We start from the raw sequence: 18,736 nt of genomic DNA, 5'->3' as shown, positions 1-18,736 counted from the left end.
TACACGAAAACGTGGAAAAGTAAGCAATTCTTCATAAATTATGGTATTGCGCAGTAAATATATTGGAGTAAATAGTGACTGAATCTCATATAGATTTTCGCAGGGCGAAGTTTTTAATCAGTGCACCTGACATTGCACATTTGGATCAATATCTGCCCGGCGACGTTGGTGTTGAGATTGCTTTTGCTGGTCGCTCTAATGCCGGAAAATCGAGTGCGCTCAATGCATTAACTGAGCAGAAAAACTTAGCGCGTACCAGTAAAACCCCGGGGCGCACTCAGCTTATTAACGTATTTGAACTCGATGCGCAGCGCCGATTAGTCGATTTACCGGGTTACGGCTTTGCCCAAGTGCCTTTAGCCATGAAATTAAAGTGGCAACAATCCCTCGGCGAATATTTGCAGAAGCGTGCGTGCTTAAGTGGCGTTGTGGTATTGATGGATATTCGTCATCCGTTGAAAGATTTGGATATGCAGATGATCGAATGGGCGGTTGCGAGTGAAATTCCAGTACTCGCATTACTGACTAAGTCCGATAAATTGGCGCAAAGCGCGAAGATGAAAACCGTGAACGAAGTGCGTAAAGCGCTGGTTGAGTTTGGTGATTGGGTACAGGTTGAGCCTTTTTCTGCGCTCAAGGGCACGGGCAAACCTAAAGTGCTTAGTATCTTAAATGAATGGTGTCATCCGCAATGGTTGGCCGATGAGTTAGAAAACCAAGACGACGCTGAGTAAGCCTTTTGCTTTATGGTCGGATGCCATTAGCGCATTCGGCCATCTTCCCCTGCAATATCCCCTTATAAAACATCGATTTCACCCCGCAAATTTTGGGCAAAAAAATAGCCGATAACATTAGTCACCGGCCAAAATTTTAGCTCTTTTGGGGAGAAGCTAAATTCAACAAGACTCAAGCACCATCAAATTACCTTCAATGGTTCTCAATGAAGACAGCATACATCGAATTTACCTTTTATTAAAGTAAATACTCTAAAATTTACTCGCCTTTGTTGAAATCATCCCTAGACCGAAAAAAGAGCAAAAAAAAGCCCCAGCAAACAAGTTGCTGGGGCGCCAGAATTTGGCTCGTCACTATAAGTGAAATAAAGGTCTGAAAGATAGAACATCTTAACCTCTGTACCCTACGCAGAGAATAATACGCTATTTATCTTTAAATGGAAAACAGTTTTTTTGAAAAAGCTATAATTGTGTGCGGTAGATCTCAAATTTTAGGTGAAAAAACCAGCAGCGTTTGATCTGATATTTTCACAAAAGACATTTAAACCACTGATTTCGCTAAATTGACCGTATTTTTAGTACAGAACTGATCAATTCTTCAGATTTAATGTTTTTACTCTATTTTGGTGATTGTTCTTGGTTGTATCCATCAGCGAACGATTGTTTAGGCTTGTATGGAGTGTCACGCGGATAGCTGGTTGTGTTTATGGCGGCGTTGGAGCCGAGAATTGAGGGGAGATTACATTTAGTGACTGAGAGTATTGTATGGAGAGTCGAATGCTGCTTCCCGCTCTTGAGGGGGGGAGCCATCAGGGTATTCGCTTTAGTAAACTCTTGTTCTCTGCGATGTCGAGTTTAGCGGCACCTAAAAGCCGCACCAAATACAAAGGCCCATCCGATAATGGATGAGCCTTAGTACGAGTCAGCAACGAGTGTTAGAAGTTAAAGTCTAGCGTTTGAAAGCTAGTGGGCTTGGTCCCAGTTATCGCCAATACCAGCTTCTGCCAGAAGTTCCACGTCCAGATTGGCCGCTTTGGCCATGAGTTCACACACCTTGAGCTTGAGTGTTTCGGCTTTATCGGCATCGACTTCGAATACTAATTCGTCGTGGACTTGCATGATCATGGCGATTTCACCTTGGGTATCGGTTTTTATCCAATCGGCAATGCTGATCATGGCTTTTTTTATGATATCCGCGGCGGTGCCTTGCATTGGGGCGTTAATCGCGGCCCTTTCTGCGGCTTGGCGGCGCATTGCATTGCGGTCGCGAATTTCAGGTAAATACAGGCGGCGCCCAAATAGCGTAGAGACATAGCCAAGTTCTGCTGCACTGGCTCGTGTTTCTTCCATATACCTTAATACGCCTGGATAGCGAGCGAAGTAAGTGTCGATGTAAGTTTGTGCCTCGTTACGGGGGATGTCGAGCTGACGCGCCAATCCAAAGGCGGACATGCCATAGATAAGGCCAAAGTTAACGGCTTTGGCGCGGCGACGCTGCTCCGAGGTGACGCTGTCAAAGTCGGTGCCAAATACTTCGGCGGCGGTGGCTCTATGGATGTCTTTGCCTTCGGCGAAGGCTTTGAGTAAGCCCGCATCTTGGGATAAATGCGCCATGATCCGTAATTCAATCTGCGAATAGTCGGCGGCCAAAATCTTACGTCCTTGAGGTGCAATAAAGGCTTGGCGAATACGACGACCTTCCTCGGTGCGGATAGGTATATTCTGTAGGTTTGGTTCGCTCGAGGATAAACGCCCCGTTGCGGCGTTGGCCTGATGGTAGCTTGTGTGCACTCGGCCCGTTTTAGCATTCACCATTAAAGGGAGCTTGTCGGTGTAAGTACTCTTTAACTTGGTCAGGCTTCTATGTTCAAGGATCACTTTCGGCAGAGGGAAATCCAGCGCCAACTCAACCAGCACTTCTTCTGCGGTAGAGGGGGCGCCCTTAGGGGTCTTTTTGATGACCGGATAACCCAGCTTTTCAAAAAATAGCACTTGTAGTTGCTTTGGTGAGCTTAAATTGAATTTTTCACCTGCAATATCATAAGCTTTTGTTTCTAACTCATCGATTTTACGGGCAAGCTCATCACTCTGTTGGCCGAGCAACATACTATCGATAAACACACCTTGGCGTTCAATATCGGACAGTATTTGGATCAGCGGCAGTTCAATATTGGTAAAGACCGAGGCTAATTCGGTCTCTTTTTCGAGTCTTGGCCACAAATGTTGATGTAGGCGTAGGGTAATATCGGCATCTTCCGCCGCATAGGGCGCTGCTGTTTCCAACGGAATTTGATTGAAGGTTAGCTGTTTAGCACCTTTGCCCGCGATATCTTCAAAGGCGATATTTTTATGGCCTAGGTATTTAAGCGCCAACCCATCCATATCATGGCGTGATGCGATCGAGTTAAACACATAGGATTCGAGCATAGTGTCGAATACCACGCCTTGGAGTTGTATGCCTGCATTGGCCAATACGCTGATATCATATTTCAAGTTTTGACCGACTTTTTTGATCTTGGCGTCTTCGAGTATCGGGCGTAGTTTTTCGAGTGCAATCTGTTTATCTAATTGTTGAGGCGCGCCAACATAATCGTGTGTTAGAGGTAGATAAGCGGCTTTACCTGCTTCAACGGCGAAGGACAGACCAACCAATTCCGCAACCATATAGTCGAGGCTGGTGGTCTCGGTATCCACGGCCATTAATGGTGCCTGTTTGAGTTTGGCAATCCACTCATCGAGTTGAGCTTCAGTTAGAATCGTATCGTATTGAGTTTCAATCGTGACGCTGGGCGTTGATTCTTCTTGGGTTTCGGCCGTTTCAACTTTTGCGGAGGCCGTCGTTGGCGCCTTATTATCTAAGACTTCGGCAAGCCAGCGTTTAAATTCCATTTCGCCGTAGCACTTGATCAGCTCATCCCTGTCTGCGGGTTTGGCGGTAAGTTCGTGCCAATCCTGTTCGAGCTCGACATCGGTTTTAATGGTGGCAAGCTCATAGGACAGCTTTAGCATATCGGCATTGTCGATGATCTTCGCCGCCATGGTTTTTGCGCCCCTAAAGCCTAATTCGGTGACTTTTTCGGGCTCTGCAAGCAAATTGGCGACACTGCCCGCCCCTGTGAGCATAGCTAATGCGGTTTTTTCGCCTACGCCGGGTAAACCGGGAATGTTATCTGCCTTGTCGCCCATCAGCGCCAAGAAATCGATAATTCTGTCTGGACCAACACCATATTTAGCCGCAACCTCTTCAGGGCCCATGATGGTATCTGTCATGGTGTTGATCAGCGTGATATTTTCATCAACCAGCTGCGCCATGTCTTTATCACCAGTGCTGATGAGTACAGCGCGGTTTTCGCGGCTCGCTTGGCGAGCGATTGTGCCGATAACATCGTCCGCCTCAACACCAGGAATGGAGATTAAGGGCAGGCCTAAGGCACGGATAATACGGTGTAGTGGTTCAATTTGTGAGCGCAGGTCATCCGGCATAGGCGGGCGATGTGCCTTGTATTCTTCATATAAGTCATTGCGGAAGGTTTTGCCTTTAGCGTCGAACACCACAGCGATATGGCTAGGTTGATAACGGCTTAATAAGCTGCGGAGCATATTCACTACGCCATAAACAGCACCAGTAGCTTCGCCCTTTGAGTTTGTCAGGTGAGGAGGCGCATAATAGGCGCGATATAAATAAGAAGATCCATCCACAAGGACAAGTGGGTTATTGGCTATGGTAGGCATAAGTAATTTTCGTTTATCGATGACTTAGATGGCGGTAAGCATGCCACAGATACGGTATTTCAGCCACGGCAAATTGACTCTCAGCCTGTGGATAACTCTGTGAGTGAAAAAGTCAACTGTGAATAATGGCGATGTTTACGGCTTGGTGCGATATTTTTAAGTTGTTGATTTTTATATTTTTAAAATATTTGTGTGAGTTCAACACTGTTTCTTGAAAAATCTTCCTGATTTGTGGATTTTTTCTTGACTCCGTAAAATACCTAAAGGCTGCGTTAATTTTCACCGACCCTTAGATTCGACGAACTAAGTTAGCATGATTTTTAAGCAGATCAACCATTTTGTTTACAGTTTGTTAAAACCAAATGACATAAGAAGGATATTTATAATGAAAAAAATCGCAGTATTGCTCAGTGGGTGCGGTGTTTTCGATGGAACAGAGATCCATGAATCGGTTTTAACGTTATTATCTCTGTCGAAAGCGGGGGCCCAATATCAATGTTTTGCTCCTGATATCAATCAGATGCATGTTGTTAATCACTTCACGGGCGAAGTAGACAAGACGGCGACACGAAATGTGCTGGTTGAATCGGCACGTATCGCCCGTGGCGAAGTAAAAGCAACCACCGAACTCGATATTACCGATTTCGATGCACTGGTTATCCCTGGCGGATTTGGGGCGGCGAAAAATCTGTGTAACTTCGCCACGAATGGCAGTGAGTGTGAAGTGAATCCACTCGTTACTGATTTTATTAATGAATTTATTCTAGCGAAAAAGCCTGTCGGCTTTATTTGTATCGCGCCTATGATGATCCCGCGTTTATATGGACACGGCGCTAAGGGCACTATCGGTAATGATGTGGATACGGTCGCAGCCTTTAATCTGATGGGCGGCCATCATCAGGCGGCGACTGTGCATGATATCGTGGTGGATGAGGCGAATAAGATTGTCAGCACGCCCGCTTATATGCTGGCGGGGAACATTGCCGAGGCGCACTCTGGCATCGAGAAGTTGGTTGCCAAAGTATTAGAGTTGGCCAAGTAACGGCACCTAAATGCAGCAGGGTAAGCCTTAAGGCTTACCCTGCTTTTTAATCGAGCATGGAAGCAATCGCGGTAAGTTAGCGAGTGACTTTACTGCGACTATCGAACCAGCCTTGGGCGAGACCTATCAGTAATCCGCCAATATGGGCGCCATTTGCCACTGACACGCCTAAGAAATCCGTAAAGCCTAACACTAGCCAAATCAACATAAATCCCATGTAGGAGGGCGGTAAACCTATCCCTGCTGCGGGTTTGCGGATCCCCATGACCCAAGTGTAACCGGCGACGGCATACACTACGCCCGACAGCCCGCCAAAGTTGGGGCCGCTAACATAGTATTGGACGACATTGGGTAAAGTACCGGCGACCAGTAGCAGGATTAACAGCGGGGCTGTACCTATGCGAGTCTCGATTTTTCCACCCAAATACCACCACCAGAGTAAGTTGAAGATGATATGCATGGCCGAAAAGTGCATCAGGCTTGGGGTAAACACGCGCCAGAATTGACTAACACTGGTGTCAGGCACCGCACCGAAATAGGAGAGCGTTTCATAAACCGGGCCACCGAAGCCTAAATTCATCGCGGCATAAATCAGTACACAGAGGCCAAAGATGATAAGAGTAACTGGGCCTGCACCTGTGATAAATTGTGCAAAAAGCTGTAAAGAAGGGGCGCCATAGTCGAGCTTAGTATGAGTATCACCATGCTCCCACGAGGCTTGTAAGTATTTGTTATCGTAAGGATGAGCGATAAAATGGGCGAACTCTTTACGGGCTTGCTCGGCATCTTGATCGCGGATAACCAGAATAGCGACTCCCTGCGGCAATGGCTGAATCTGGCAGTCTATCTGTTCACCTTTGAGGTAATCGACAAAGGCCTGCGCGGCTCTGCTGTTGGGGAGTCTGCCAATCTCTATCATGCATTGGCCTCATGCCAAGCGCTAAAGCCACCATCTAGGCTATAGACATCATCAAAGCCTTGTTCACACAGATATTGCGCGGCATTTTGGCTGCTGATGCCATGGTAGCAAACCACCACTAAAGGACTGTCCATATCCGCTTGGCCAATAAAGTGCGCCAGATTCTCGTTATTCAAATTAAATGCGCCATCAATGTGGCCGTTGTTAAAGCTGTGACCATCGCGAATATCGACGATTTGCACTGGCTTTGACTCGGTCATTTGCACTAATTGATTAACGCTAAGGTGTTTAAAGGAAGACATAATAAAACCTGAAATAACTGAAAAGGGATAAGCGATGGGATAAGTGTGCAACATGGGGCTGCATGTGTACAGCCCCGTGATTGGCATAGCTAAGAGAATTAATCCCAGCTGAGGATGACTTTACCTGATTGGCCCGAGCCCATAGCGTCGAAGCCTTTTTGGAAATCATCAATCTTGTAGTGATGGGTGATGATAGGCGAAATATCTAAGCCAGATTGGATCAAGCTTGCCATCTTGTACCAGGTTTCGAACATTTCACGGCCGTAAATGCCTTTGATGACCAGACCCTTGAATATCACTTTGCTCCAATCAATCGCCATTTCGCCACCCGGAATACCGAGCATCGCGATTTTGCCACCGTGGTTCATGGTATCTAACATGGCGTGGAAGGCTGACGGTACGCCTGACATTTCGAGACCCACGTCGAATCCTTCGGTCATACCGAGTTCTTTCATCACGTCTTTCAGGCTTTCCTGAGCCACGTTAACAGCGCGGGTAGCACCCATTTTACGGGCTAACTCTAAGCGGTATTCATTAACGTCGGTAATGACCACATGGCGAGCACCAACGTGGCGACATACGGCCGCAGCCATAATACCGATAGGGCCCGCGCCAGTGATTAACACGTCTTCGCCCACTAAGTCGAATGACAGCGCAGTGTGCACTGCGTTACCGAACGGGTCGAAGATAGACGCTAAATCATCGCTGATATCATCGGGAATTTTGAAGGCGTTAAAGGCTGGGATCACTAAGTACTCGGCAAATGAACCTTCGCGGTTTACACCCACACCCGAGGTGTTGCGGCATAAATGGGTGCGACCAGCGCGGCAGTTACGGCAGTGGCCGCAGGTGATATGGCCTTCGCCAGAAACGCGGTCACCAATTTTAAAGCCACGAACTTCTTGACCGATATCAACCACTTCACCCACATACTCGTGACCTACCACCATAGGCACAGGAATGGTTTTTTGTGACCATTCGTCCCAGTTGTAGATGTGCATGTCGGTGCCACAAATGGCGGTCTTTTTAATCTTGATCAGCAGATCGTTGTGGCCCATTTCAGGCTTAGGCGCATCGACTAACCAAATGCCTTTTTCGGCTTTTAACTTGCTTAGTGCTTTCATTTTGTAGGGTCCTAAATAATCGCCATTTCTTTAGCGATACGGGTAAAGGCTTCAATCGCTTTGTCGAGTTGCTCACGGGTGTGGGCCGCCGACATTTGCGTACGAATACGGGCTTGTCCCTTAGGAACAACAGGGAATGAGAAGCCGATAACGTAAATATGTTCTGCTAATAAACGGTTAGCGAAATCGCTCGCCAGTTTGGCATCGCCAATCATTACAGGGATAATCGCGTGGTCTGCACCGCCTAAAGTAAAGCCTGCCGCTGACATTTTTTCGCGGAAATAACGGCTGTTTTCCCATACCGCTTCACGCAGTGCTTGGCCCGATTTGAGCATCTCTAATACATGGATAGAGGCCGTTACAATCGAAGGCGCCAATGAGTTAGAGAATAGGTAAGGGCGAGAGCGTTGGCGTAACCAGTCGATGACTTCTTTTTTACCTGAAGTGAAGCCGCCCGATGCGCCGCCTAATGCTTTGCCTAGGGTGCCAGTGATAATGTCAACGCGCCCCATCACGCCGCAGTGTTCGTGCGAACCACGGCCGTTGAGGCCAACAAAGCCCACGGCATGCGAGTCGTCAACCATGACTAATGCGCCGTATTTATCGGCTAAATCACACACGCCTTGCAGGTTGGCGATGACGCCGTCCATCGAGAATACCCCGTCAGTGGCGATCAGAATATTGCGTGCGCCAGCTGCTTTTGCGGCGATCAATTGCGTCTCTAAATCCGCCATATCGTTGTTGGCGTAACGGAAACGTTTAGCCTTACATAAACGCACACCATCGATGATTGAGGCATGGTTTAGGGCGTCGGAGATAATCGCATCTTCGGCATCTAACAGGGTTTCAAACAGACCTGCGTTGGCGTCGAAGCAAGAAGAATACAGAATCGTGTCTTCCATGCCGAGGAACTCACTCAGACTGGCTTCCAGTTGTTTGTGGATGTCTTGGGTTCCACAAATAAAACGGACCGACGCCATACCAAAGCCGTGGCTATCTAAGCCTTGCTGTGCGGCTTTAATCAGTTCTGGGTGGTTGGCTAGGCCTAAGTAGTTGTTGGCGCAAAAGTTAACAACTTCTTGGTGATTAACTTGAATGGCTGTCTGTTGCGGTGAGGCAATAACACGCTCGCTTTTATATAAACCTTCGGCTTTAACATCGGCAAGCTGTTGATTAATCTGTGCGTAGAATGAGGTAGAGGCCACCTGATATCTCCTTAGTTAACTTTATTCTGATTCTGGGAGTTGCGGCATTCTAACGCTAAACCCTATCGGCCTACAGCCTTTTTTTCATGCAGCTTAGCCAGATAAATTAGTTTAGGGCTAAAGGCGGTGTTACATTATAAAAACTAATGTTTAACATTATTTGCCGCACTGTGATTTTATTTGATCGTGAGAAATGATTGAGATTAGCGATGGCAAGCAATAAGGCCGCATTTAGCACTCATAACGTGTTGAGTTTAGTGCTAAATGCGAAATGGCGGGAATCGTTTAGAGAGATTCTTGAGTAGCGAGCTCATGATAATGCTGCTCTAGGCGACTAAAGGTCGCTTGAGATGTTGGCGTGGCGTAGGCCTTAAAAATCATCAATACCCGCAGTACACCTTCGTACAGAATGCCTTTAGTGATGGTCGAAGTGCTGGATTGGGTGAGTTGATAACCAATCCAAAAACTCACAATCATCTTAATGGTGTCGGCAAGTTGGGTGATTTTGTCATTGTCGATATTTAAAAAACCATCCTGCTTGAGTTTATCCAGCACGTGGCTCGAACGCGTTAATACTTGCTGCTGCGCCTGCAGATAACGGCTTTTTAATTCTTCATCGCGGGCGAGAATATCGGCAAGATTGGCGTACATAAAACGGAATTGCCACAGGGTATAAAACATCGCGTCGAAATAGCCGATCAATTGCTCAACATTGACTTGCTCGCCTTCATAGGGTTGGAATCCCGATTCTAGGTGCGCCTCGTAGAGACTGAAGATCGAGCGGATAATGTCTTCCTTATTACGGAAGTGATAATAAAGATTCCCGGGACTCATATTCAGGTGAGCGGCAATATGATTGGTGGTGATATTTCGTTCGCCGTGCTCATTGAATAGCTCAAGGCTGGCATAGATGATTTTGTCGCGGGTTTTCATATATTTTCCAAGTGGCTAGTGAACGCTACAAATTGATTAAAGAAGGCTAACCAACGACCGCTACACTGCTGGTAAATTATCCCTAATTTAAAATCGTATGGATTCATCCCAATGAACAAAAATTCAATACGATTGATATCCCCAAACAATCTCAAGAGGCTGAAACTCGTATCTTGAGGACGCTTGGGAATATTATGCTAACATTGCCGCTATTCATCAGGCAAAAACTCATAAGCACGATTTTTATGAATCGATTTTTTTACAGTGTGCTGCTTTATCTATTATCCCCTCTGCTCATTGTCTATTTGGCGTTCCGTGCCATTAAAAGCCCTGATTACCGTGGCCGCTGGGGCGAACGCTTCGGATTAACACGACTTGCACCAACGGATTTACTGATCCACTCGGTTTCTATGGGCGAAACGCTGGCGGCGATTCCGTTAATCCGCCAGATCCAACAGGCGCATCCACAGCTTAACATTACGGTTACAACCTCAAGCCCGACGGGGTCTGCTGAGGTACGCAAAGCCTTTGGTGACCAAGTTCAGCACTGTTATTTGCCCTTCGATTTGCCTTGGTGTGTGAACCGTTTTCTGCGCCAGCTATCCCCCAAATGGTGCATCATAATGGAGACCGAGCTATGGCCGAATCTCGTGGCGCTGGCGGCTAAGCGCGGCGTGCGCTTGATGCTCGCCAATGCAAGGCTGTCAGCTAAGTCGGCAGCGCAATATGCCAAGCGTCCACAGTTGAGTCGTCCCATGTTGCAACGTTTAGATGTTATTGCGGTGCAGACTCAAGTCGAGGCGCAGCGATTTATCGATCTTGGCGTGCCTGCTGATAGAGTCACAGTCTGCGGCAGTTTGAAGTTTGATTTAACTATCACCCCTGAACGATTAACCCTAGCGCGAGAGCTAAGGCAAACTTGGGGGAAAGAGGCGGCGCCTGTGTGGGTGGCTGGGAGTGTTCACCCCGGTGAGTTTGATACCATGCTGAGCGCCCATAAGCAGCTGCTCGCTAACTGGCCTGAGGCGTTATTGGTGATTGCGCCGCGTCATCCTGAGCAGTTTGCGGCGGTGGCCGATGTCGTCGCCAGCCAAGGTTTTGAATTTGTGCGCCGCAGTGAGGCTCAAGCTATCACCGCCACGACGCAGGTGCTGGTGGGCGATACCATGGGTGAATTGTTAACCTTCTATGGCGCGGCCGATCAAGCCTTTGTGGGCGGGACGTTAATTGAAAATGGTGGCCATAATCCCTTAGAACCCGTGGCCATGGGCGTGCCTGTGATGGTGGGGCCGAATCATTGGGACTTTGCCCAAATTACCCAAATGTTGGCAGATGCGGGTGGCCTGCGAATTGTGAGTTCAGGCCAAGAGTTGGGTGAGAATTTAATTCAGTATTTTGAGCAGCCTGTGTTACGCCAACAAGCCGCTGAGGCAGGCCTTGCCGTGGTAGAGGCTAATCGTGGTGCCTTGCAGCGTCAGTTTGCTCTCGCAGAATCCTTACTCTCGCGCCAAACAACCTAACACTATTCAGGTGACTAGGCTTGGGGAATAACTGAGTGATAACCCTCGAGCAATGCAGCCCAATTAGCGGGTGTAAAGGCAAGTGTTGGCTGTTTACCTTGTTCTTTATTGAAGGAGCGTAGCAGCCTATCAAGGTTCGCCTTTTGCCATTGGACATTGGGCGTTTTGATTTCGCCCCTGTCAAAATCAATCAGATAGAAACATTCTTGTACGCTATCCGCTTGCTGTGGTTGCCACAAAATGTTCTTTGCGTTTAAGTCGGCATGGTAAACGCCGCGGCGATGAAACTGGGCAATGGTCGCGCCAAGAGCTTGCCACTGCTCTGGAGCCATGGCGTCTTTCGTTAACTTAGCGACCAAGTCTTCGGCGCCATCGACCCGCTCAATAATAATGTCGGCACGGTAAAATAAGCCATCACGCACAACATTGGCGGCAATAGGTTTAGGCACCGCAAATTGCTCACGGTAAAGCAGGTCAAGCAGCCTTAATTCACCCATGGCGCGAGTGTTTTCAAGCCCGGTATAGAAGTAGGCATCCTTACTGAATTTCTCCATCAGGCCGCCGCGCCAGTAATGTCGCAGTACCCAATGACTGTGCTCAAATGCTACAAACCAAGTGGTATAGCGGCCCTTGGATGAACCCACAACTGCAGCTTTTTCGCGCCAAAAATCGACCGAGAACCAAGCCGGCGTGATGTCCTCTGGCGTATCTTGGCAAAGTGCCATATAGCCATTGGCAGTATTTATGATTTTGATTTGTGCGTTCATGGGAGATTTGTTGACTTAAGCGTGGCACCTGCGGCCATTCTACATTAAGATCCTCAGCTTGCGCCAAATAACCTTAAGGGCTATTCGCTTGAGTTTAGATATTAACACCATGAATTCTCTCTGCCTGTTGAGGCTATCGGCTATCGGTGACGTCTGTCATGCTGTGGCGATGGTGCAGGCCATTCAGCGCCAATATCCCCAGCTCAAAATCACTTGGGTGATAGGTAAACTTGAATATCAGTTGCTGAAGCACTTGCCCGGCATTGAGTTTGTGATTTTCGATAAATCCCAAGGCTGGCGTAGCTATTTTTATCTGCATAAGGCATTGAAAGGCCGCCGTTTTGATGTGCTGCTGCATATGCAAGTGGCGCTGCGTGCGACCTTGGCATCCCTCGCTATTTCGGCAAAGGTTCGGGTCGGATTCGACCGTGCCCGCGCCAAAGAAGGTCAATGGCTAGTCACCAATCATAGAGTAGAACCTTTAGCTCAGCCCCATGTGCTCGACGGTTTTATGGGGTTCGCCAAGGCGATTGGTGTTAGCGATATTACTCCGAGTTGGAATATTCCTGTCCCTCAAGCGGACACTGAATTTGCCCAGCGCCATATTGTCGATGATGAGAAGGTATTGGTCATTTGCGCGGCCGCCAGTAAAGCCGAGCGTAATTGGCTGCCCGAGCGTTATGCCGCCGTGGCGCAACATGCGGTGAATAAGGGGTATCGAGTTATTCTCTGCGGTGGCCCAACAGCACTTGAAAAGACATTGGCCGACGATATTGCCAATGCGTGCTCTGCCAAACTCGATAACTTGGTCGGCAAAACCAGTTTGACCCAATTGCTGGCTCTACTGAAACGCGCCAGCCTTGTGCTCGCGCCCGATACTGGCCCTGCACATATGGCGGTCACTCAAGGGACGCCAGTTATAGGTTTATATGCCCATTCCAACCCAGGTCGCACCGGGCCTTATTTATCGCAGCAATATGTGGTGAGCGCCTATCAAGAGGCCATCGCCTCACAGCAAAGCGGTGAGGTGAAATGGGGCACCCGTGCCAAGGGCGAGCACCTTATGGCGCTAATTAGTGTTGACGCTGTGATAGATAAATTTGAGTTGGTTGTAAGTGACACCCAAACCTCAGCATAACGGTATTTGGAAATAGGTTAATTATGGTAGCGCAAAAGGCCCCTAAGTTATTATTTATACCCGTCTCATCGGCCGAGGGGATCGGTGAGTATATGCGTTCGATGATTATTGCCGATGAGGTTAAGCGCAATTGGCCGCATGCTGATATTAAGTTTATTTTGAGTAAACATGCACCTTATGCTGCCCAGTGTCCTTATAACGCAGTGTTACTTGATGATACGCCGACGAAACAAGTCAAAGCCGTGAATCAAATTATCACTGAATACTTGCCAGATATAGTGATCTTTGATGCATCGGGTCGTAAATCGCAATTAGCTCATGCACATAAACTGGGCGCAAAAGTGGTGTTCATTAGTCAGCATAAGCGCAAGCGTAGTCGGGGCATGAAAATCGGCCGCGCATTGGTTACAGACTGCCACTGGGTGGTGCAACCTGAGTTTGTTATTGGACCGATAAGTGGATTAGAGCGCTTAAAGCTTAAGCTGATTAATAAACCCATCCCGTTGAATATTGGTCCTGTATTCACTCAGCCTGATGAAGCATGCCAAACCGGATTACTGGCACAGTATCAACTGACAAAAAATGAGTTTGTATTATTTAATGCAGGCTCTGGTGGTCACAAAGTGAATGGTGAATTAGCCGCCGATATTTTTGCTCAGGCCGCTTATGAAAGCTATAAAGCCTCAGGAATCGTGAGTGTTATGGTTTTTGGCCCGAATTACCCCAATCCTCAGCCTGAACTAGAGGGGGTTGTTGTGATCCCACAATTGAATAATCAACATTTTATCAATTTGTTAGCCGCATCTAAGGCCGCCGTATTGAGCGGTGGTGATACTTTATTGCAAGCGATAGCGTTGCACAAACTGACATTAGCTGTTCCAGTATCCAAGGATCAACCGCCAAGGATTGCAGCATGTGTGGCTCAAGAATTGGTATTGAGTTGTGAGACAGCATTGGAACCAATGAAAAATGCCCTTGCAAAACTGTTGTCTGAAGAGCAGATGCTGCATCTGTGCACTAAATTGGCATTAAGCAAACAGTTAAATGGATTGGATATGGCGATCAAACAATTAAGACTATGGCTCAAATAGCCGCTTAAAGAGTGGTATTTTACTTATTGCATTCAAATATTTGGGGTAGTCATATGGTACAAGTTAATGAAACAGCATCGAATTATGATGAGTTTAAAGTAGACATTACGACATTTGATGAGCCGAGAAAACTAGGCATCAGTGCCATTTTACGCATAAAGAATGGTGCCGAATTTTTGAGATCCAGTATTGAGACTCATATTCCTTATTATGATGAAATTATAGCCTGTTATAATGATTGCACAGATAATACAGCTGAAATATTACATGAATTAAAAGCGAAGTACCCTGAAAAAATAAAGGTTTTTGAATATTTACCTAAAGTGCATCCCATTTTTTCTGATGCACACAATAGCTGCGCAACCGATAATGTCCATAGTTTAGCAAATTTTTACAATTACACTCTTTCAAAAACCAGCTATAAAATAGCCACAAAATTAGATGATGATCATATTGCTATTGATCGAAATTTGGCTCCGGTAATAACGGAAGTTAGACGCGATATGTTGTTAGGTATTAAAAAGATATATACATTTTCCGGAGTCAATTTAGCATTAGATACGAATGAGAAATTAGGGGTTTATAAAAGAGAACCCCTTGTTGGCACTGGGGACCATATGTACTTCCCTGTTTCTTCAGAAGTTTATTTCTCACAAGAAAAAGATGTTGAGGCATTTAGATTTGTTGGAAAAAAAATTGAGAAAAAATATATAGGTATTATGTATTTTCATCTAAAGTACTTGAAAAACGGTTACGGATTTTTAAATTTATCGCAAGAAAAACGTGATGAAGTTTTTAGGCAGCATGTTTCAAATACAGATGTTGTTGACTTAAATGATTTTATTAGCAACGATTCCATAAAGATTCTGCGCAAATATCATAACGTTATCGAGTATTGGTTGCGGACACGAAAAACATTCAATGCTATCATTTACGTATTATTTAAAAGGAATCCACCATTAAGAATTGCCCGCTTGCATCGACTTTATCAGGATTTAAATGGTATTGATTTGGATGAATGTATTATTAAGCGTTTGAGGAAATTCTAATTTATGGTTGGTTTTTGTACGGAGATGTTAAGAGTGACCACTGGTTATCGCAAGTTGTAATCGTTCTTACTTACGACAAAGCCTATTCATTAGTCACTTCTGAATATATTTTTCAGTGTGAGGACGATTGGGAGTTTTATCGCACAGGGGGTGTTGAGAATTCGCTTAAAGTATTGCTTTAAGCTAAAAAATTGTAACAGTTTTAATGAGTTAAACAAGTAATGCTAATGGGCATTCAGCGTCCTGAGTTATATACTCGTCCTACCGATGAGTCGTTAAACTATCAAATAATGCATAAAAATGACTTACTTCACGGTGTCTATTGGCATCGTTTTTACTTTAAATCTAGGTTTAAGGCGTTTAGCCGATTACCAGTTGATTGCTCCAATTGTACAATATTAAAGCTAAGGCGGTACAGGCAATAAAAACTATGAATTAGGATTTAAAGCTGCAATCTTCCCTGAAGGTAGTGTGAGGCATATAGATTATCATCGAGGTATTCGTTATAAACCTAATATTGTTAAATGGCGTAAAGATTTTAATGTCGAATTTATAAATTTAAATCTAAGATACATAAAATACTAAAAAATTAATTTGATAACCAGAGTCTTTTTTCTAGCTCTGGTTTTGATGTTGATGTGTTATTGTTTATTAATTAAATCTATCCAATCTTTCCCCCACATTTCTTTACTACATGGATAAGCGATCGAGTTTAAACCATTTTGTGCAAGTTTTTTGCAGAAATCAAAATCATTTAGTGCAGTAAAAAGTGCCTGTTCCATTTCTTGTGAATTAGGCATAACTAACAAACCGTTGTATCCATTAATAATGAGATTAGATAGTCCGCCGATATTAGAACTGATCACCATACAACCTGCAGCCATAGCCTCAATCATTGAGAGAGATGTGCCTTCAGAACCTAAAGTCGGAATGATAGCTATGTGATGCTCTTTATGTATTTTGAAACTTTCAGATGGGCTATATTTAGTTATTTTAACGTTAGAATGACTAGAAAATAATGATTCTAAGTATGGTTTTAGAGGGCCATCACCTGCAAAATTGACTTCTATTCTATATTGATTTGATAGTTTGCTTATAATTGGAGCAATCAATGCAATCCCACGGTAGTCAACAAAGCGACGAGCAATAATTATTTTAATTACACGAACATCATTCCATTTTTTGTCAAAATCAGATTGATTAACTTTTTCTGCATAGAAATTATATATTACCTTTACATTCTTGCTGCCAACGTTAAACCAGGTACGATACCAATTTATAAAATTATGATCTACGCACACTAATGTTGAATTCATTTTTATGTAAGATAGATATTTACATTGAGTTAATAGCGAAGATAGAAATTGAATAACGGTATTTTTATTTTTCCTTGGTTTATCCCAAGAGATACCATGTTGAATAGCAATTTGTTTATAATCTTTCAAATTGACTGAATATGAGTCTGTTGCATAAACTATAATATCAGTCTTCTTATTTGCATTTTTTTCAACCCATTTTGCAAGAGCATACTTTTTTAGATTGCCACGAAAGTATCCTGTATTTATGCCATGAACATTCATATGTTCATTTTTTATAGAAAAAGATTCTTTTGCGGGTTGAACTAGATGGCAAATCCACCCATTACGAGATAATACTTCAGCTAAACTAATAATGTAATTTTCTATACCGCCTATAGTTGTTAATGCCCCTTCCGAATTATACATAGAGCGATAAATTATATAAATATTTGACATTATTTTACCTGATAGTGGAGTTTGATAATATTAAGTATTCTTTGGCACGCATGCCCATCACCATAAGGGTTGACCGTATCACCAAAAGCTTTTTGGTTTTTTATCAAAATATTAACTTCAGACACTATTTTCTCAACATCAGTTCCTACAAGTCTAACCGTTCCAGCAGAAACAGCTTCAGGTCTTTCGGTTTTATCACGTAAAACAAGCACTGGTTTTTTTAAGGATGGCGCTTCTTCCTGTATTCCACCGGAATCAGTGAGAATAATATCAGCTCGATCCATTAATGTTACAAAAGATTGGTAATCCAAAGGATCAATAAGATGGAAATTATCTAACCCACCTAAGTGTTTGAAAACTGGTTCTTGAACTTTAGGGTTTAAATGTACTGGATAAACTAATTTCCAATCTTTGTTTTCTAGTGCTATTGTTTTTAGTGCGGTGCAAATATTTTCAAAACCGACACCAAAATTCTCTCTACGATGTCCTGTAATTAAAATTACTTTTTTTCCATCCAATATTTTTAGCAAGTTTTTTAATGTATCAGTATGTGGGAAATCGTCTTTTTTTGTTATCGAAAGTGTTTGAAATAACGCATCAATTACAGTGTTTCCTGTAACATGAATATGTTCAGGAAGATAACCTTCATTTCTAAGGTTTTCGGCAGAGGAAGTTGTGGGAGCAAAGTGTAAAGTCGATAATACAGCTGTCAATTTTCGATTTGCTTCTTCTGGCCAAGGCGATTTTATGTCACCTGTACGTAAACCTGCTTCAACGTGGCCGACATCAACTTTTTGATAAAATGCTGCCAAAGCAGCTGAAAATGAAGTTGTAGTGTCACCATGAACTAAAACCAGCTGAGGTTGAAATTCTTTGATCACCCTCCCGACGCCCTCAACAATTGCGCCTGTTAACCACTCTAGGGTTTGATTTGGTTTCATAAGATCCAAATCGTAATCTGGGGTCAATTTGAAGATGCTTAATACTTGGTCAAGCATATGACGATGCTGAGCGGTAACACAAGTCTTAACTTCTAGGCTAGCCTCTGCTGCTAAACGTTTTGCAAGAGGACACATTTTTATAGCTTCGGGTCTAGTACCAAATACAAGAAGAATTTTCACAAGAGCTTACCTTCTGACTGTTTTAAGGTTCGTAGTACTGTAAGTACTAAATATAAACAATGTGTGGCTTGAGTAGTTATATAGACAGAGAACTGTGACATGTAACTATAGTTCATTATATTATAAAGTTTGATAAAATTTTTCTATATTTAATTGTAAATAATTGTCGAAAGCACTGCATTTTTAAGTTGCTTTCTAGTAAGGTTTTGTTTGGAAAAATTTACACGGTGATGAATTAGTGTTACATTGTTGTGCCAGGGTGGGCAGTATTGTGAATAATATAAACTTAAATTATATATGAATGA

Annotated in this window: 15 protein-coding genes; 6 read left to right on the top strand and 9 right to left on the bottom strand. The window is 44.5% G+C overall.

Features of this window, described 5'->3' with window-relative positions:
- Positions 1-74: 74 nt before the first annotated feature.
- A complete protein-coding gene (yihA, locus tag ACUZ8J_RS21145; protein WP_011624627.1) occupies positions 75-734 on the top strand; it encodes a ribosome biogenesis GTP-binding protein YihA/YsxC in 660 nt (219 codons plus the stop codon).
- A 963-nt stretch (positions 735-1,697) separates the two neighbouring features.
- On the opposite strand, the gene polA is transcribed toward yihA, so the two are convergent.
- Positions 1,698-4,466: a DNA polymerase I gene (polA, locus tag ACUZ8J_RS21140; RefSeq protein ID WP_446694881.1), complete on the bottom strand. Its 2,769-nt coding sequence runs from the start codon at positions 4,464-4,466 to the stop codon at positions 1,698-1,700.
- A gap of 385 nt (positions 4,467-4,851) precedes the next feature.
- Here polA and elbB point away from each other — a divergent pair, with 385 nt between their 5' ends.
- Entirely contained in the window at positions 4,852-5,508 is a 657-nt protein-coding gene (elbB, locus tag ACUZ8J_RS21135; RefSeq protein WP_011718815.1) for an isoprenoid biosynthesis glyoxalase ElbB, read from the top strand.
- A gap of 76 nt (positions 5,509-5,584) precedes the next feature.
- On the opposite strand, the gene glpG is transcribed toward elbB, so the two are convergent.
- The 5 genes from glpG to ACUZ8J_RS21110 all read right to left on the bottom strand — a co-directional run bounded on the left by glpG (position 5,585) and on the right by ACUZ8J_RS21110 (position 9,991).
- Positions 5,585-6,427 carry a rhomboid family intramembrane serine protease GlpG gene (glpG, locus tag ACUZ8J_RS21130; RefSeq protein WP_446694880.1) on the bottom strand — a complete coding sequence of 281 codons (843 nt, stop codon included), beginning with the start codon at positions 6,425-6,427 and terminating at the stop codon, positions 5,585-5,587.
- Positions 6,424-6,729 carry a thiosulfate sulfurtransferase GlpE gene (glpE, locus tag ACUZ8J_RS21125; protein ID WP_011718813.1) on the bottom strand — a complete coding sequence of 102 codons (306 nt, stop codon included), beginning with the start codon at positions 6,727-6,729 and terminating at the stop codon, positions 6,424-6,426. The genes glpG and glpE overlap by 4 nt, the downstream gene beginning before the upstream one ends.
- Positions 6,730-6,827: 98 nt before the next feature.
- Positions 6,828-7,853 (bottom strand): L-threonine 3-dehydrogenase, encoded by a 1,026-nt coding sequence (gene tdh / locus ACUZ8J_RS21120; protein WP_011624622.1) that lies wholly within the window; start codon positions 7,851-7,853, stop codon positions 6,828-6,830.
- A gap of 11 nt (positions 7,854-7,864) precedes the next feature.
- Positions 7,865-9,058, bottom strand: a complete 1,194-nt coding sequence (locus ACUZ8J_RS21115; RefSeq protein ID WP_011624621.1) for a glycine C-acetyltransferase — start codon at positions 9,056-9,058, stop codon at positions 7,865-7,867.
- Positions 9,059-9,343: 285 nt separating this feature from the next.
- The gene (locus ACUZ8J_RS21110) at positions 9,344-9,991 is read right to left on the bottom strand and encodes a TetR/AcrR family transcriptional regulator (RefSeq protein WP_446694879.1); all 648 of its coding nucleotides are present in this window, start codon (positions 9,989-9,991) and stop codon (positions 9,344-9,346) included.
- Positions 9,992-10,236: 245 nt separating this feature from the next.
- On the opposite strand from ACUZ8J_RS21110, the gene waaA reads away from it, so the two are divergent.
- Complete coding sequence (waaA, locus tag ACUZ8J_RS21105; RefSeq protein ID WP_446694878.1) at positions 10,237-11,511, top strand: lipid IV(A) 3-deoxy-D-manno-octulosonic acid transferase; 1,275 nt, start codon at positions 10,237-10,239, stop codon at positions 11,509-11,511.
- A 14-nt stretch (positions 11,512-11,525) separates the two neighbouring features.
- Here waaA and ACUZ8J_RS21100 read toward each other — a convergent pair whose 3' ends face one another.
- Positions 11,526-12,278: a 3-deoxy-D-manno-octulosonic acid kinase gene (locus ACUZ8J_RS21100; RefSeq protein WP_446694877.1), complete on the bottom strand. Its 753-nt coding sequence runs from the start codon at positions 12,276-12,278 to the stop codon at positions 11,526-11,528.
- 88 nt (positions 12,279-12,366) lie between these two features.
- Between ACUZ8J_RS21100 and ACUZ8J_RS21095 the strand changes: the two genes are divergently transcribed.
- The 3 genes from ACUZ8J_RS21095 (at position 12,367) to ACUZ8J_RS21085 (ending at position 15,556) form a co-directional block, all read left to right on the top strand.
- Positions 12,367-13,416: a glycosyltransferase family 9 protein gene (locus ACUZ8J_RS21095; RefSeq protein WP_282633452.1), complete on the top strand. Its 1,050-nt coding sequence runs from the start codon at positions 12,367-12,369 to the stop codon at positions 13,414-13,416.
- A 92-nt stretch (positions 13,417-13,508) separates the two neighbouring features.
- Positions 13,509-14,507: a hypothetical protein gene (locus tag ACUZ8J_RS21090; protein WP_446694876.1), complete on the top strand. Its 999-nt coding sequence runs from the start codon at positions 13,509-13,511 to the stop codon at positions 14,505-14,507.
- A 53-nt stretch (positions 14,508-14,560) separates the two neighbouring features.
- Positions 14,561-15,556, top strand: a complete 996-nt coding sequence (locus ACUZ8J_RS21085) for a hypothetical protein (protein WP_446694875.1) — start codon at positions 14,561-14,563, stop codon at positions 15,554-15,556.
- A gap of 641 nt (positions 15,557-16,197) precedes the next feature.
- Here the strand turns inward: ACUZ8J_RS21085 and ACUZ8J_RS21080 are convergent.
- Both ACUZ8J_RS21080 and wecB read right to left on the bottom strand, forming a co-directional pair.
- On the bottom strand, positions 16,198-17,310 hold the full coding sequence (locus ACUZ8J_RS21080) for a glycosyltransferase family 4 protein (protein ID WP_282633455.1): 1,113 nt from the start codon (positions 17,308-17,310) through the stop codon (positions 16,198-16,200).
- Entirely contained in the window at positions 17,310-18,431 is a 1,122-nt protein-coding gene (gene wecB, locus ACUZ8J_RS21075) for a non-hydrolyzing UDP-N-acetylglucosamine 2-epimerase (protein ID WP_282633456.1), read from the bottom strand. Before wecB ends, ACUZ8J_RS21080 begins: the two co-directional genes overlap by 1 nt.
- Positions 18,432-18,736: the final 305 nt, after the last annotated feature.

The organism is Shewanella sp. Koi 1 (assembly GCF_052907445.1).
Note: the sequence above shows the minus strand (reverse complement) of the source record. Positions and strands in the feature narration are given on the sequence as shown.

Bases quoted from the DNA above. Each gene is read 5' to 3' on its own strand.
- polA (WP_446694881.1), bottom strand. From the start codon at position 4,466: ATGCCTACCATAGCCAATAACCCACTTGTCCTTGTGGATGGATCTTCT.
- elbB (WP_011718815.1), top strand. From the start codon at position 4,852: ATGAAAAAAATCGCAGTATTGCTCAGTGGGTGCGGTGTTTTCGATGGA.
- glpG (WP_446694880.1), bottom strand. From the start codon at position 6,427: ATGATAGAGATTGGCAGACTCCCCAACAGCAGAGCCGCGCAGGCCTTT.
- glpE (WP_011718813.1), bottom strand. From the start codon at position 6,729: ATGTCTTCCTTTAAACACCTTAGCGTTAATCAATTAGTGCAAATGACC.
- tdh (WP_011624622.1), bottom strand. From the start codon at position 7,853: ATGAAAGCACTAAGCAAGTTAAAAGCCGAAAAAGGCATTTGGTTAGTC.
- ACUZ8J_RS21110 (WP_446694879.1), bottom strand. From the start codon at position 9,991: ATGAAAACCCGCGACAAAATCATCTATGCCAGCCTTGAGCTATTCAAT.
- waaA (WP_446694878.1), top strand. From the start codon at position 10,237: ATGAATCGATTTTTTTACAGTGTGCTGCTTTATCTATTATCCCCTCTG.
- ACUZ8J_RS21100 (WP_446694877.1), bottom strand. From the start codon at position 12,278: ATGAACGCACAAATCAAAATCATAAATACTGCCAATGGCTATATGGCA.
- ACUZ8J_RS21090 (WP_446694876.1), top strand. From the start codon at position 13,509: ATGCGTTCGATGATTATTGCCGATGAGGTTAAGCGCAATTGGCCGCAT.
- ACUZ8J_RS21085 (WP_446694875.1), top strand. From the start codon at position 14,561: ATGGTACAAGTTAATGAAACAGCATCGAATTATGATGAGTTTAAAGTA.
- ACUZ8J_RS21080 (WP_282633455.1), bottom strand. From the start codon at position 17,310: ATGTCAAATATTTATATAATTTATCGCTCTATGTATAATTCGGAAGGG.